Consider the following 13461-nt stretch of genomic DNA (forward strand, 5'->3'; position numbering starts at 1 on the left):
ATTTCAGGCGCCCTCGGGCGCCTTTTTTTGTGCGCTCAAATCAGCGGCCAATCCTGCAGGATGCGATAGCGACCCTTGTGCGATTCGAACAAGGCAAAGCGTTCGGCATGCAAGAAAAACTCCGGCGGCGTGGCGGATTCCGGCTCTGGCGCACGGTAGTCTCGGGCGAGGGTCAGATGCGGACGAAACTCGCGGGGCGTCTCTTCAAAACCAAAAGGCAACATCGCCTGCTCCAATGCGTAGACCAGCCGCAGCAGCGCCTGCGGGGCCTGCTCGGGGGCGAGCGACAACACCCCGGCGCGATGCCAGACCTGCAGTCGATCAAGCGGAATTCTCAAGGCCTCTCCCGGCGTACGCACTTGTCCGGCGGCCTCGCAGACTTCGTTGATCTGCGCCAAGGGCACGGCGCCGAGAAACAGCAGCGTCAGGTGGAAATTGTCCGCCGGCACCGGCTTACCGGTTCGCAAACCCAACTCCCCGCGCCAATGAGCAATTGCCTTGCGTTGCACCGCCGGGCAATCGAGGGCGAAAAACAGTCGCTTCGCTTCTTCGGTCATGGCCCTGCTCCCCTGTTCAAAGTGATCCGCCGGATTCTACACAGCCTGATCTGACGACTCGTGACAGGAAGCTATAGTTCAAGGATTGCCATCAACCGGAGGCCACCATGCGCGAGATCCTCAGCAAAGAACCGTGGTGGGCCCGGCCGCCCAATCCTGGGCAGGATGAAAGCGAACTGGAATGGGGCTGGCTGGTGCATTACAGCGAGGGCGAGCCGCGCTTCGAATTCGTCCGTGAACGCCCGACGGACGAGCAGATCCGCAACCGTAAAAGCTGCAGAATCACTCCCTCGGAGTGAACACAATACCTGTAGGAGTGAGCCTGCTCGCGATGGCGTTCGCACATTCAATGCTTCATTGACAGACCCACCGCGATCGCGAGCAGGCTCACTCGTACAAAAGATTTACGCTGGTTTCAGGGTTCGAGGATATTTTTAAAGCCACCAAAGATCATCCGCTGGCCATCAAACTCCATTGGATTGACGTCCGGTTGCATGCGCGGATCTTCCATCATTTTGCCCATGCCGGCGTCCCGAGTGGCCTTGTCGGGCCAGATCAGCCAGCCGGATGAAACCGTCTCGCCCTCCTTGAGTTTGACCGCCATCGGAAATGACGTGACCTTGCCCTCCGGCACGTCATCGCCCCAGCACTGCATCACATCCTGTGCACCGTATTCCTTGAACAGTTTCGCCGCGATTGCGCAGTGCTTTTTGTACTGCTCACGATTGGCAGTCGGCACCGGCGCTACGAAAATATCGATGTAAGCCATGATCACTTTCCTTGCACGTTGGGTTCGATCTGCTGATTGGTCGATTGCGGCGGCTGCCATTCGACACGATTCCCCCCCAAGCCGACCGACGGTTCATCAACCCTATCCAGATTGCGCTCGACCTGCCCGGCCAGGTGCAACGTGCCGGCCATAACGCCAGTCGTCGGGCTCTGCACCAGTTTCAGCCAGGCTTTGTCGAAGGTGCTGCCCAGACTGGTGCGAATCAGCGCTTCGCTGTCGGGTCGGTCATTGGCCTGGAGGATGGCGCGAATGCCGGCGACACCGACCGAGATCAGCCCTCCAGCCAGTTTCCCCGCCGCGGCCGCTACAGCACTGGCGGCCCCGCGCGGGGCCATTTCCGCTTCCATCCGCTGACTGGCGCGCTTGGCCACCGGGGCCATGCCAGCATCGGTCGAGGCAATGCCCTTGGCGCCGCCGTCAGTGTGGATCTTGTCGATCAACGCGGCATAGGCCGGCAAGGTGTTCAACGGTTCCGTGCTGATCACTTGAAACAACGAAGCATCGCGCGCTGGCGGCGGGCCCAGTGCAATGGCAGGGATTTTCTGCAAACGCCCGTTGAGCTGAGCGACAGGCACACCATGACGCTGGGCGATGAGCGGCATCTGTTGCGCCATCAACTGCGCATAGAACGCCGTCGCCTGCCCCAGAATCGCATCCGGATCGATCTCCACCGCAACCGGCGCCAGCACCCTTTCCTGATATTGCTCAAGCAGATACGCCGCCAGCCGCTTGGCTGACGCATCTTGCTCACCGCCGGCATTGATCGTGTACCAACTGACTTTCATCGACAGCCATTCCTGGGTCCAGTAGCTGCTGAACCACGGAATGAAATTTTCTTCAGTTTGCTGATAGACCCGAGTGCGCCAATGTTCCATCGAACCACGGGCGAAGACTTTGACTTGCTCGGTGGACTGCTGCGAAGCACTGACGATTTCGCGGTCGATCTGCTGCCAGGTGGCCGGCGAGACAAACACGGCCTGCGGCGCTGACACCGGCGCCCGCGCCGAGGTGGCGCAGCCGGCCAGCAACAACAGTGCGGCGACGAGCAGCGCACGCGAGTTCACGGTGGCGGTGTCCTTGAGATGAGTGGGATGCAGATTTGAGTATAGGTGTGTCAATTGAGCCTGATGTTGGATGTACCGGCCTCATCGCTGGCAAGCCAGCTCCCACAAGGATTTCCAGCAGCCGCAGATTTTGTGATCGCCTCAGAACCTGTGGGAGCTGGCTTGCCAGCGATAAGGCCATCAGCAACACCCCAAAAACTCTAACCATCACTGCCATCGATATTCACCATCGCCACGATTGCCTTCCGCCCACCGCCCATCAAAGGCACGATTGACCCATCCGAAACACAACGAGGAGTTCACAACATGATTCACACCCACGTCACACTCTCCGTGAGTTTCCCGGTGTTCGGCAGCAACTATTACGACCAGCACGCCGTGTCGCATAAGGCTCAAGCGCTGGTGTTCAACGAAGATTTCGAAGATCTGCTGATGCCCGCCGCCACGAATCATTTCAACAATGAAGTGGTCGGCATCAACGATCAGTTCCGTTTTCTGAGCGACATTCTCGCCACCCATTTGCTGGACATCGAGGCCTCTGTGCCTGCGCGATCCAGCGTCCGGGCGAGCGCTCATTTTTAATTGCAACAGGCACAAAAAAGCCCACTGGCCGTATCGGCGCAGCGGGCTTTTTCACATCAGGATTGCGCCGTTCAGCGCTTCCAGCACTCGGCGTAACGCGAGCAGACGTTGTACTGCGCATCCATTTTGGCCATACGGTCGAGATGGCGTATGACGGTTTCGCCCATGACCTCCTTGGACGACTGGAAGTAGTACGTGATCATGCCGGTTTCCATGTCGGCCTGCACCGCATTGCCACGCTTGCCGGAAGTACCATCGACGGCAGACCATTCTTTCAAGCGCTTGTCGTCGATACTGCGCAGACGTTTGCGATACTCGTCGCTGGAACGGGTGATCGCCTCGCTGGGAATCGCGGAACCCTCAATGTTGAAGGCGTCTAGATTCTGACGGTACAGCGCCCAGTAATCGTCTGGCAGTTCAAAGCCCATTTTCGCCTTGCGCTCGCTGACCAGCGAATCGAGTTTTTCCGGCGTAAACGTCGTCGCGGCGCGCGTCTTCGCGTCGGACTTCAACACCACGAAGAGGCTGCCATTGACGATGCGGTCGATCATGACCGTCCGCTCCGGCGTATCCGGCAGCAGCACTGGCGGCTTGGGAAAGATCGGGTTGCGCCCGGCACAGGCCGCCAGCCCCTCGCGTTTCATCGGGAGCGGCGTGCGTACGTCCTTGCCATCGATGCGCTGCACGCGCTGCATCAGCGTCGAACACTGGCGGCCCTTGAGGTCGAAGGTCAGCTCATATTCTGTATCGCGCTGAGGTTTGAAGCTGAAACCCGACCCGCACACGGCATAACCGGTCTGGGTGTTGACCTTCAGGTACATTTCCTTGTCGGGCGGCAGCTTGATTTCCAGGTAGCTCTTGGCCTTTTCCGGGGGCGCCACGCTCATGCCCACCCGGCGCGCACTGTCGAAGATGAACAGGTTGTTGAGCAAGCCGGTGGTCTGGCCATCGCAATGCTCTGCATCGTAATAATCCACCGACGCGTTATCGGTGCTGGCGACAAAGCGCAGCTTAGCGGCATCAGGTGCGACCGAATCCTGATAGGTTCCCAACTGGGTGCACCCCGACAGCAGCAGGCCCGACAGAACTGCACTGATAACAACGGGTATACGGCGCGACAGCAAAGCCACAGACATGATCATCCTTGGGGGAGAAGGGGAAAAAAAACGGCGATGCTACTGAATTGCCATCATTGCGTCCACTCCCCCGCGTCTGCGCGACTGTTCTACTAATGGGGCGCGCAGAACTCAGTCAATCATCATCCCGATCGCGGTAGTAGCGACGCCCGTCGCGACGATCATCGCGGTCGTCCCAGCGCCGGTCGTGGTCGTAATTGCGGCCATGATCGCGGTCGTAATGCCGGCCATGGCGGTGGTCATCATCAAAATCCGCCACACAGCCGCCGAGCAATACGGCGGCGGTCACGGTCAGCAGCATCGTTGTAGCGCGCTTCATTCAATACTTCCCTAAAACCAAGGTCTTGACGACGGAGTTGGCGACGCTGCCCGCGCCTTCAGGACGCGGTGCGCGCAGCCGCAGATACGACCGGGCAAAACGCCTTTGATTCAGTGGCCACTATCGACCGTTTGTCGCCCAGCCCGCGCTGACCGAGCGGCGGCGAAACGCCACCTATACTCCTTGCAACCAAGCACCACGCAATGGATCTGCGCCCTCAATAACAACAAGCAGAGGTGGACCATGGTCTGGCAGCAAATTTACGACCCGTTCGGCAACCCGGTGATCTCCACGCTCATGGCCGCCGTACCGGTGGTGGTGATGCTTGCGGCGCTGGCGTTCTTCCACGTCAAGGCGCATCTCGCGGCGCTGCTGGCGCTGGCGTCCGCCCTGCTGATTTCGATTTTTGCCTTCGGCATGCCGGCGAGCATGGCCGGTTCTGCGGCGTTGTTCGGTGCGGCGAATGGCTTGCTGCCAATCGGCTGGATCGTCCTCAACATCATTTTTCTGCACCGTCTGACCACCGAGAACGGCTCGTTCAAAGTGCTGCAGGATTCCCTTGCGCGGATCACCGATGACCGCCGTTTGCAGTTGTTGCTGATCGCATTCTGCTTCGGTGCGTTTTTCGAAGGTGCGGCGGGGTTCGGCACGCCGGTAGCGGTGACCGGGGCGATTCTGATCGGGCTGGGGTTTTCGCCGTTGGCCGCGTCAGGTCTGGCGCTGATCGCCAACACCGCGCCGGTGGCATTCGGCGCACTCGGTACGCCGATCATCACGCTGGCCAAAGTTACCGGGCTGGATGAAATGGAACTGTCGATGATGGTTGGTCGGCAGTTGCCGTTTTTCTCGGTGCTAGTGCCGTTCTGGCTGATCTGGGCCTTCGCCGGGTGGCGCAAGATGCTGGAGATCTGGCCGGCGATTCTGGTGGCCGGCGTCAGCTTCGCGATCCCGCAATTTCTGGTGTCGAACTACCACGGCCCAATGTTGGTGGACGTGATCGCCGCGCTGATTTCCATGGCCTGTCTGACGCTGTTTTTGAAGGTATGGAAACCGGCGACCATTCACACCTCGGCAGCGCTTTCGGGGCGCGTCGACAATTCCAAAGTCGAGGAAGAAAAAGTCACTGCCAGCGCCGCGTTCAGCGATCAGGCGCGCCCGGCGGTGATGCGCGCGTGGATGCCGTGGATCATCCTCACCGTATTCGTTTTTGCCTGGGGCACTCAAGGCTTCAAGAATATGTTCGACACCCGGCCCGCGATTGATCCGGTCACCCAGTCGGCCAAGCTTGATCCCGCTGGCAAACCGCTGCGCGAGGCCAACCCGATTTTCGCCCCGGCGGTGACGTTCACCAGCCTGCACCTGCAAATCGAAAAAGTCCCGCCCGTGGTTGCCGCGCCGAAAGCGGAAGAAGCGGTGTACAAATTCACTTGGCTGACCGCCACCGGCAGCGGGATTCTGCTGGCAGCAATTGTCGGCGGTTTGCTGATGGGCTATTCCATCCCGCAACTGATCAAGCAGTACCTGCGCACGTTGTGGGTGGTGCGGTTTTCGTTGATCACCATTGCAGCGATGCTAGCGCTGGGGTTTCTCACGCGCTACTCGGGACTCGACGCGACCATGGGTCTGGCGTTTGCCGCGACGGGGATTTTCTACCCGATGTTCGGCACGTTGCTCGGTTGGCTGGGAGTGGCGTTGACCGGGTCGGATACCGCGTCGAACGTGTTGTTTGGTGGTTTGCAGCGGGTGACGTCGGAACAGCTCGGGATCAGTCCGATCCTGATGGCGGCGGCGAACAGCTCCGGCGGGGTGATGGGCAAAATGGTCGATGCGCAATCGATCGTGGTCGCCTCCACCGCGACCCGTTGGTACGGGCATGAAGGCGAGATTCTGCGCTATGTGTTCTTCCACTCGATTGTGTTGGCAATTCTTGTCGGCGGGCTGGTGACGTTGCAGGCGTATGTGGCGCCATTTACCTCGATGGTGGTGGGCGGGCATTAGTCCGGCCGAACACATTTCAAATGTGGGAGCGAGCCTGCTCGCGAAAGCGGCCGGTCAGGCAATGAAGATTTTGGCTGGGCCGACCTCTTCGCGAGCAGGCTCGCTCCCACAGGGATGTATGTAAGGCAGAAGATTGATGAGCTGTGCGCATAACTCTATAGCGCAAATCCGACAAAACCTTTTCCTCTTTCCGGCAGTCACTCCTTAACGAGACCGGCGATGACGCTGGCTGCCTGCTTGGGCCATTCACGACCCTGCTGCCCTGATGAAGAGAGAAAAGGAATCGAACCATGACGATTTCCCGACGCGGATTTCTGATCCTCGGCGCCGTGACCGCCACTGCCTTCGCGATGCCGCCGTTTATCAGCCTCAAGGCCTATGCGGCCAACCTGGAGCAACCGGCCATGAGCAAAGTGACGATCAACGTCAACGGCAAGCCGCGTGCGCTTGACGTCGACACCCGCACGACCCTGCTCGATGCCTTGCGCGAGCACCTGCACCTGAGCGGCACCAAAAAAGGCTGCGACCACGGCCAGTGCGGCGCCTGCACGGTGATCGCCGATGGTCGACGCATCAACTCTTGCCTGACCCTGGCGGTAATGCACGAAGGCAGCGAGATCACCACCATCGAAGGCCTCGGCATGCCGGACAATCTGCACCCGATGCAGGCCGCATTCATCAAGCACGACGGCTATCAGTGCGGCTATTGCACACCGGGGCAGATTTGCTCGGCGGTGTCAGTGATCAAGGAAATCCGCGACGGTATCCCCAGCCACGTCAGTGAGAGCCTCACCGAGGCGCCGCAGTTGATCGCCAGAGAGTTTCAGGAGCGCATGAGCGGCAATATCTGCCGCTGCGGTGCCTACTCGAACATCATAGAAGCCATTACCGAAGTCGCGGAGGTACCGGCATGAGACCGTTCAATTACAGCCGCGCCGACTCCCCCGCCGCTGCCGCTGCGCAAGCCGCACAGGTCGAAGGCGCACGCTTCATCGCTGGCGGCACCAACCTGCTGGACTTGATGAAACTCGACATCGAAACCCCGCTGCACCTGATCGACGTCAACCACCTCGGCCTGGATCAGATCGAAGCCACGCCCGAGGGCGGCTTGCGCATCGGCGCGCTGGTGCGCAACACCGATCTGGCGGCCGATATGCGCGTGCGGAAAGACTACGCCCTGCTCTCGCGCGCCTTGCTCGCCGGGGCTTCCGGACAGTTGCGCAACATGGCGAGCACCGCCGGCAACCTGCTGCAACGAACGCGCTGCCCGTATTTCTACGACACCCATCAAGCCTGCAACAAACGCAATCCCGGCAGCGGTTGCGCGGCGATTGGCGGGGTCAGTCGGCAACTCGGCATCATCGGCGTCAGCGACGCGTGCATCGCCACGCACCCGAGTGACATGGCAATTGCCATGCGTGCCCTCGATGCGCAGATTGACACGGTGAAACCCGACGGCAGCACCCGCAGCATCGCCATGGCCGACTTTCACCAGTTGCCCGGTACCACGCCGAACATCGAAACCAGCCTGACGCCCGGCGAGTTCATCACCTCGGTGACACTGCCCGCGCCCGTCGGCGGCACCCACATTTATCACAAGGTGCGTGATCGTTCGTCCTACGCATTCGCGCTGGTCTCGGTCGGCCTGATCCTGCAAAAAGACGGCAGCGGCCGCGTTGCGGTCGGCGGTATCGCGCCGAAACCGTGGCGGGTTGAAGCGGCCGAAGCGCTGCTGCCAAAAGGCGCCAAAGCCGTCAGCGAACGCCTGCTCGACGGCGCCACGCCGACCCACGACAACCAGTTCAAACTGACCCTGGTCGAGCGCACGCTCGGCTCGGTGTTGGCGCAAGCGAGGGATGAAGCATGAAATTCGACACGCCCGCCACCACCAACCCAATCGACCAGTTGAAGGTCATCGGCCAACCCACCGAGCGCATCGAAGGGCCGTTGAAAACCTGCGGCCAGGCCACGTATGCCTACGAGCAGCATGAAGCGGCCGCCAATCAGGCCTACGGTGTCATGGTCGATGCGGCCATCGCCAAAGGGCGGATCAAAGCCATTCATCTGGACGCGGCGAAAGCCGCGCCGGGCGTGCTGGCGATTGTCACCGCCGCGAATGCCGGCAAGCTCGACAAGGGTCAATACAACGCCGCCCACCTGCTCGCCGGTCCCGAAGTGCAGCATTATCAGCAAGCCGTCGCGCTGGTCGTCGCTGAGACCTTCGAACAGGCCCGCGCCGCCGCGCAACGGGTCAAGGTCGATTATGAAACCACCGAAGGCAAATTCGATCTGGCCAGCGTGAAAGACTTGGGCGTCGAGCCGAAAGACGAGTTGCCCGACGTCAATCATGGTGACTTCGACAAGGCCTTTGCCGCCGCGCCGGTGCAGTTCGATCAGACTTACACCACCCCGGACCAGTCCCACGCGATGATGGAACCGCACGCGACATTGGCAGCGTGGAAAGGCGATCAACTGACGTTGTGGACCTCCAATCAGATGGTCGCGTGGAGTGTCGGCGACATTGCGAAAACCCTCGGCCTACCGAAGGAAAAAGTTCGTTTGGTCTCGCCGTATATCGGTGGCGGTTTCGGCGGCAAGCTGTTCATCCGCGCCGACGCGATTCTCGCCGCCCTCGGTGCGCGCATGGCTGGCCGACCAGTGAAAGTGGCCCTCGCCCGCCCGCAGATGGCCAACAACACCACGCACCGTCCGGCGACAATTCAGCGCATCCGCATGGGCGCCACGGCGGACGGCAAGCTCACCGCCATCGCTCACGAAGGCTGGTCGGGCAACCTCGCCGACGGCAAGGTCGAACTCGCCGCACAACCGAGCCAGTTGCTGTACGCCGCCGAAAACCGTCGCGTGAGCATGCGCCTCGCGCCGCTCGATTTGCCCGAAGGCAACGCCATGCGTGCGCCGGGTGAAGCACCGGGGTTGATGGTGCTGGAAATCGCCATGGACGAGATGGCCGAGCAACTGAAGATGGACCCGGTGCAATTCCGCATTCTCAACGATACGCAGGTCGATCCGGTGAAGACCGAACGGCCGTTTTCCCAGCGGCAATTGATCAAGTGCCTGCAGACCGGGGCCGAGAAATTTGGCTGGGATCAGCGCAAGGCTCAACCGGGCAGCCGTCGTGAAGGTCGCTGGCTGATCGGCATGGGCGTGGCTGCGGCGTTTCGCAACAACCTGCTGGTCAAGTCCGGCGCCCGCGTTCATTTGGAGCGTGACGGCAAGATTGTTGTGGAAACCGACATGACCGATATCGGCACCGGCAGCTATACGATCATCGCGCAGACTGCCGCCGAGATGATGGGCGTTGGCCTCGACGCGGTGGTGGTGCGGCTGGGTGACTCGAACTTCCCCGTGTCGGCCGGCTCCGGCGGCCAGTTCGGCGGTAACTGCTCGACCTCCGGGGTCTATGCCGCGTGCGTAAAACTGCGCGAAGCAGTGGCGAGCAAACTGGGGCTGGCGGCGGACCAGGCCAAATTCATCGACGGTCAGGTGCGCGTCGGCAGCAAGAGCGTGCCATTGCGCAACGCGGCTGAAGGCGGCGCGCTGGTCGGCGAGGACAGCATCGAGTTCGGTGATCTGGCCGAGAAGTATCAGCAGTCGACCTTCGGCGCACATTTCGTCGAAGTCGCCGTCGACGCGGCCACCGGTGAAGTACGCGTGCGGCGCATGTTGGCGGTGTGTGCAGCAGGGCGGATTCTCAATCCGACATCGGCGCGCAGTCAGGTGATTGGTGCGATGACCATGGGCGTCGGTGCAGCGTTGATGGAAGAGTTGGCGGTGGACAAGAAACTTGGTTTTTTTGTCAACCATGACCTGGCCGGGTATGAAGTGCCGGTGCATGCCGACATTCCGCATCAGGAGGTGATTTTCCTCGATGAGACCGATCCGCTGTCTTCGCCGATGAAGGCCAAGGGTGTCGGTGAGTTGGGGATTTGCGGGGTCAGTGCGGCGGTGGCGAATGCTATTTACAATGCTACGGGGGCTAGGGTGCGGGAGTATCCAATCACCCTCGATAAAATCCTCTCTTCACTGCCGGAGATGATCTAAACGCCTGAAAAGAGCCCCTCACCCTAGCCCTCTCCCAGAGGGAGAGGGGACCGATCCGGGGATATTTGAGGGCTGCACCGACGTGAACGTCTTGCTGTGAATCCATAATCGACACCGCACTTTCAGGTCGGAGTGCTGTGAATCCGTAATCGACACGGCACTTTCAGGTCGGAGTGCTGTGAATCCGTAATCGACACGGCACTTTCAGGTCGAAGTGCTGTGAACCCGTAATCGACACGGCACTTTCAGGTCGAAGTGCTGTGAACCCGTAATCGACACGGCACTTTCAGGTCGAAGTGCTGTGAACCCATAATCGACTCGGTCTCTCAGGTCGATGTATGGCGCAAGACACCTCGGTCGGCCCCCTCTCCCTCCGGGAGAGGGCTGGGGTGAGGGAAATCAGGTGGCGCACCAGCATGGGGTGCTAGTGCGCTACCAACAGCTTTCAGTCAGCTCGCGGATATTGCTCATCACTCACCTGCTCCATCCAATCCGCGACTTTGCCATCGAGCACTTCAGCAATCGCGATATGAGTCATCGCCGTGCCGGGCGCCGCACCGTGCCAATGCTTGGCCCCCGGCGCAATCCACACGGTATCCCCTGGACGAATCTCACGAACCGGCTGCCCCCACTCCTGCACAAACCCGGAACCGGCCGTGACGATCAAGGTCTGTCCCAACGGATGTGTATGCCACGCGGTGCGCGCGCCCGGCTCAAACGTCACCGTCGCACCACTGACCCGCGCTGCTTCGGTGCCTTTGAACGGCGCATCGACCCGCACAGTGCCGGTGAACCAGTCCGTTGGGCCCTTGGCCGAAGGTTGCGAACCATTCGGTGTGACGGTCACTCGTGGTGTTTCATTGGCCTGCACCTCACCCGCTAACAGGGAAAGGGTCAATGCAGAAGCGGCAATCGGGTTCATGGCGGTTCCTCCGGATAAACAAAGTCAGCACTCTACCGGCGTCAACTCTTCAGATAATCGACTAGAATTCGAAAAAACTTATGCAGGACACTCATCAATGCTTCGAGAAAACGCCACCGACCTGCTCGCCTTCCTCGCCGTGGCCCGCGAGCGCAGTTTCACCAAGGCCGCGGCCAAGCTCGGTGTCTCGCAGTCCGCGTTGAGCCATACCATCCGCGCACTCGAAGCCCGTTTGGGCCTGCGTCTGCTGACCCGTACCACCCGCAGCGTCTCGCCCACCGAGGCTGGCGAGCACCTGTTGCAAACCATCGGCCCGCGCTTCGAAGAGATCGAAGTGGAACTGGCGGCACTGAGCAATCTACGTGACACCCCGGCGGGCAAGATCCGCCTCAACGCCACCGATCATTCGCTGGACTGGCTGCTGCGCCCGGTGCTCAAATCCTTTCTGCCGCAGTACCCGGACATCAGCGTCGAGGTGAGCTGCGACTATGGTTTCGTCGACATCGCCGGCCAGGGTTTCGACGCCGGCGTGCGCCTGGGCGAAGACGTCGCGCAAGGCATGATCGCCACCCGCATCGGCCCCGACATGCGCATGGCGGTGGTCGGTTCACCGGCCTATTTTGCCAAACGCGCCAAGCCGCAAACGCCCCGCGACCTGACCGACCACGCCTGCAACAACCTGCGCCTGCCGACCAATGGCGGGTTGTACAGCTGGGAGTTCGAGAAGGATGGCGAAAGCCTGAAAGTGCGGGTCTCCGGGCAAATCACCTTGAACGGTGTCTACCCGTTGCTCGACGCTGCGCTGGACGGTTTCGGCCTGAGTTACATCCCGGAAAACATCGTCGCACCGTATCTGGCCGACGGCCGATTGCGGCAAGTGCTGGAAGACTGGTGCCCGACGTTTGCCGGTTATCACCTGTATTACCCGAGCCGTCGTCAGGCTGCGCCGGCGTTTGCGTTGTTGCTGGAGGCGTTGCGCTATCGCGGCTGAGCGCCGTCTACGAGATCGATTAACCCAGCAGCGCAATCAACTGATGCCGCTGCGCATCGGTGAGCATCGGCCCGAACCCGGCCTTGGCGTTATCGGCCATATAGCGCGGATTGCCCGTGCCCGGGATCACGCAAGTCACCGCCGAATGCGAGAGCAGAAACTTCAACGCCAATTGTGGCCAACTGTTGACCTGCACATCCGACACCCAGCCCGGCAGCGATTTGCCTTTGAGCCGGGCCAGCAGTCCCCCGCCACCGAACGGCCGATTACAGATCACCGCGACGCCGCGTTCGCGGCACAAAGGCAAAATACGTTTCTCCACGCCTCGGTCATCGAGGGCGTAGTTGATTTGCAGAAAATCCAGTGGCTCGGCCTTCAGCACCGCTTCGACTTCGTCGTAGGCCGAGGGTGTGTAATGGGTGATGCCGATGTAACGGATGCGCCCCTGGGCCTTCCATTCACGTAGGGTCGGCAGGTGGGTTTGCCAGTCGAGCAGGTTGTGGATCTGCATCAGGTCGATGCGTTCGGTGCGCAGCAGGCTGAACGACTGCTCCATCTGCGCGATGCCTTCCTTGCGCCCGCGCGTCCACACCTTGGTCGCCAGAAATGCTGGCGAACGCGGTTCGTGGATCGATAGCAGTTCACCGGCAGTCTGTTCGGCGCGGCCATACATCGGTGAACTGTCGATCAGCGTGCCGCCCTTTTTGAACAGCTCATCGAGCACCGCCGGCAATTGCCGATAGGCCGGGTCACCGGGCGCGACGTCAAAGCCGCGATAGGTGCCCAGGCCCACGATTGGCAGCGACTCGGCACTGGACGGGATGGCACGGGTCTGCATGGTTTGGCCTCCGGTGGTCGCGGACGTGGTGGTTGTGGCCAGCGCCCGATCAAAGGTGAAGACCGCCGAAACCCCGGCAGCCAGCGTGAGCAATCGGCGACGGGAGTAACCCTCAGTGTGGCTCATGCTGGTTCCCCTGTTGCGCTGATCTGTTGCATGTTGTGTGTGCGAGCGGCCCGGTTGCAGGGCTGAACTACACTGC

The 13461-nt window shown here is 60.9% G+C and carries 14 protein-coding genes; 7 read left to right on the forward strand and 7 right to left on the reverse strand.

What is annotated here, in order from left to right; all coding sequences use genetic code 11:
- Positions 1–35 precede the first annotated feature (35 nt).
- Positions 36–557: an RNA 2',3'-cyclic phosphodiesterase gene (gene thpR, locus J0G10_RS18420; protein WP_220556423.1), complete on the reverse strand. Its 522-nt coding sequence runs from the start codon at positions 555–557 to the stop codon at positions 36–38.
- Between the two features lie 107 nt (positions 558–664).
- Here thpR and J0G10_RS18425 point away from each other — a divergent pair, with 107 nt between their 5' ends.
- Entirely contained in the window at positions 665–856 is a 192-nt protein-coding gene (locus tag J0G10_RS18425) for a hypothetical protein (protein WP_095047965.1), read from the forward strand.
- A gap of 116 nt (positions 857–972) precedes the next feature.
- Here J0G10_RS18425 and J0G10_RS18430 read toward each other — a convergent pair whose 3' ends face one another.
- Together J0G10_RS18430 and J0G10_RS18435 are read right to left on the reverse strand one after the other, a co-directional pair.
- A complete protein-coding gene (locus J0G10_RS18430; protein WP_220556424.1) occupies positions 973–1326 on the reverse strand; it encodes a DUF1428 domain-containing protein in 354 nt (117 codons plus the stop codon).
- Positions 1327–1328: 2 nt separating this feature from the next.
- Positions 1329–2411 carry a hypothetical protein gene (locus J0G10_RS18435; RefSeq protein ID WP_220556425.1) on the reverse strand — a complete coding sequence of 361 codons (1083 nt, stop codon included), beginning with the start codon at positions 2409–2411 and terminating at the stop codon, positions 1329–1331.
- Positions 2412–2717: 306 nt separating this feature from the next.
- On the opposite strand from J0G10_RS18435, the gene J0G10_RS18440 reads away from it, so the two are divergent.
- Complete coding sequence (locus J0G10_RS18440; RefSeq protein WP_095047967.1) at positions 2718–2993, forward strand: hypothetical protein; 276 nt, start codon at positions 2718–2720, stop codon at positions 2991–2993.
- Positions 2994–3064: 71 nt separating this feature from the next.
- Here the strand turns inward: J0G10_RS18440 and J0G10_RS18445 are convergent, their stop codons facing one another.
- Both J0G10_RS18445 and J0G10_RS18450 read right to left on the reverse strand, forming a co-directional pair.
- Positions 3065–4129 (reverse strand): hypothetical protein, encoded by a 1065-nt coding sequence (locus J0G10_RS18445; RefSeq protein ID WP_220556426.1) that lies wholly within the window; start codon positions 4127–4129, stop codon positions 3065–3067.
- A gap of 115 nt (positions 4130–4244) precedes the next feature.
- Positions 4245–4448, reverse strand: a complete 204-nt coding sequence (locus J0G10_RS18450) for a hypothetical protein (protein ID WP_007918829.1) — start codon at positions 4446–4448, stop codon at positions 4245–4247.
- Positions 4449–4691: 243 nt separating this feature from the next.
- Here J0G10_RS18450 and J0G10_RS18455 point away from each other — a divergent pair, with 243 nt between their 5' ends.
- The 4 genes from J0G10_RS18455 (at position 4692) to paoC (ending at position 10508) form a co-directional block, all read left to right on the forward strand.
- A complete protein-coding gene (locus J0G10_RS18455) occupies positions 4692–6446 on the forward strand; it encodes an L-lactate permease (protein WP_220556427.1) in 1755 nt (584 codons plus the stop codon).
- A gap of 290 nt (positions 6447–6736) precedes the next feature.
- Complete coding sequence (paoA, locus tag J0G10_RS18460; RefSeq protein WP_093440843.1) at positions 6737–7360, forward strand: aldehyde dehydrogenase iron-sulfur subunit PaoA; 624 nt, start codon at positions 6737–6739, stop codon at positions 7358–7360.
- The gene (locus tag J0G10_RS18465; protein ID WP_095047971.1) at positions 7357–8313 is read left to right on the forward strand and encodes an FAD binding domain-containing protein; all 957 of its coding nucleotides are present in this window, start codon (positions 7357–7359) and stop codon (positions 8311–8313) included. The genes paoA and J0G10_RS18465 overlap by 4 nt, the downstream gene beginning before the upstream one ends.
- Complete coding sequence (paoC, locus tag J0G10_RS18470; RefSeq protein WP_220556428.1) at positions 8310–10508, forward strand: aldehyde oxidoreductase molybdenum-binding subunit PaoC; 2199 nt, start codon at positions 8310–8312, stop codon at positions 10506–10508. Before J0G10_RS18465 ends, paoC begins: the two co-directional genes overlap by 4 nt.
- Positions 10509–10953: 445 nt before the next feature.
- Here paoC and J0G10_RS18475 read toward each other — a convergent pair whose 3' ends face one another.
- Complete coding sequence (locus J0G10_RS18475; protein WP_095124554.1) at positions 10954–11430, reverse strand: (R)-mandelonitrile lyase; 477 nt, start codon at positions 11428–11430, stop codon at positions 10954–10956.
- Between the two features lie 97 nt (positions 11431–11527).
- Here J0G10_RS18475 and J0G10_RS18480 point away from each other — a divergent pair, with 97 nt between their 5' ends.
- Positions 11528–12421: a LysR family transcriptional regulator gene (locus J0G10_RS18480; RefSeq protein WP_095047974.1), complete on the forward strand. Its 894-nt coding sequence runs from the start codon at positions 11528–11530 to the stop codon at positions 12419–12421.
- A gap of 19 nt (positions 12422–12440) precedes the next feature.
- Here the strand turns inward: J0G10_RS18480 and J0G10_RS18485 are convergent, their stop codons facing one another.
- Entirely contained in the window at positions 12441–13385 is a 945-nt protein-coding gene (locus J0G10_RS18485) for an aldo/keto reductase (protein WP_176471237.1), read from the reverse strand.
- Between the last annotated feature and the right edge of the window lie 76 nt (positions 13386–13461).

The organism is Pseudomonas germanica, assembly GCF_019614655.1.
Classification (GTDB): Bacteria; Pseudomonadota; Gammaproteobacteria; order Pseudomonadales; family Pseudomonadaceae; genus Aquipseudomonas; species Aquipseudomonas neuropathica.

Excerpts from the sequence above, each read along its gene's own strand:
- thpR (WP_220556423.1), bottom strand. The coding sequence starts at position 557 with ATGACCGAAGAAGCGAAGCGACTGTTTTTCGCCCTCGATTGCCCGGCG.
- J0G10_RS18425 (WP_095047965.1), top strand. The coding sequence starts at position 665 with ATGCGCGAGATCCTCAGCAAAGAACCGTGGTGGGCCCGGCCGCCCAAT.
- J0G10_RS18430 (WP_220556424.1), bottom strand. The coding sequence starts at position 1,326 with ATGGCTTACATCGATATTTTCGTAGCGCCGGTGCCGACTGCCAATCGT.
- J0G10_RS18440 (WP_095047967.1), top strand. The coding sequence starts at position 2,718 with ATGATTCACACCCACGTCACACTCTCCGTGAGTTTCCCGGTGTTCGGC.
- J0G10_RS18445 (WP_220556426.1), bottom strand. The coding sequence starts at position 4,129 with ATGTCTGTGGCTTTGCTGTCGCGCCGTATACCCGTTGTTATCAGTGCA.
- J0G10_RS18450 (WP_007918829.1), bottom strand. The coding sequence starts at position 4,448 with ATGAAGCGCGCTACAACGATGCTGCTGACCGTGACCGCCGCCGTATTG.
- J0G10_RS18455 (WP_220556427.1), top strand. The coding sequence starts at position 4,692 with ATGGTCTGGCAGCAAATTTACGACCCGTTCGGCAACCCGGTGATCTCC.
- paoA (WP_093440843.1), top strand. The coding sequence starts at position 6,737 with ATGACGATTTCCCGACGCGGATTTCTGATCCTCGGCGCCGTGACCGCC.
- J0G10_RS18465 (WP_095047971.1), top strand. The coding sequence starts at position 7,357 with ATGAGACCGTTCAATTACAGCCGCGCCGACTCCCCCGCCGCTGCCGCT.
- paoC (WP_220556428.1), top strand. The coding sequence starts at position 8,310 with ATGAAATTCGACACGCCCGCCACCACCAACCCAATCGACCAGTTGAAG.
- J0G10_RS18475 (WP_095124554.1), bottom strand. The coding sequence starts at position 11,430 with ATGAACCCGATTGCCGCTTCTGCATTGACCCTTTCCCTGTTAGCGGGT.
- J0G10_RS18480 (WP_095047974.1), top strand. The coding sequence starts at position 11,528 with ATGCTTCGAGAAAACGCCACCGACCTGCTCGCCTTCCTCGCCGTGGCC.
- J0G10_RS18485 (WP_176471237.1), bottom strand. The coding sequence starts at position 13,385 with ATGAGCCACACTGAGGGTTACTCCCGTCGCCGATTGCTCACGCTGGCT.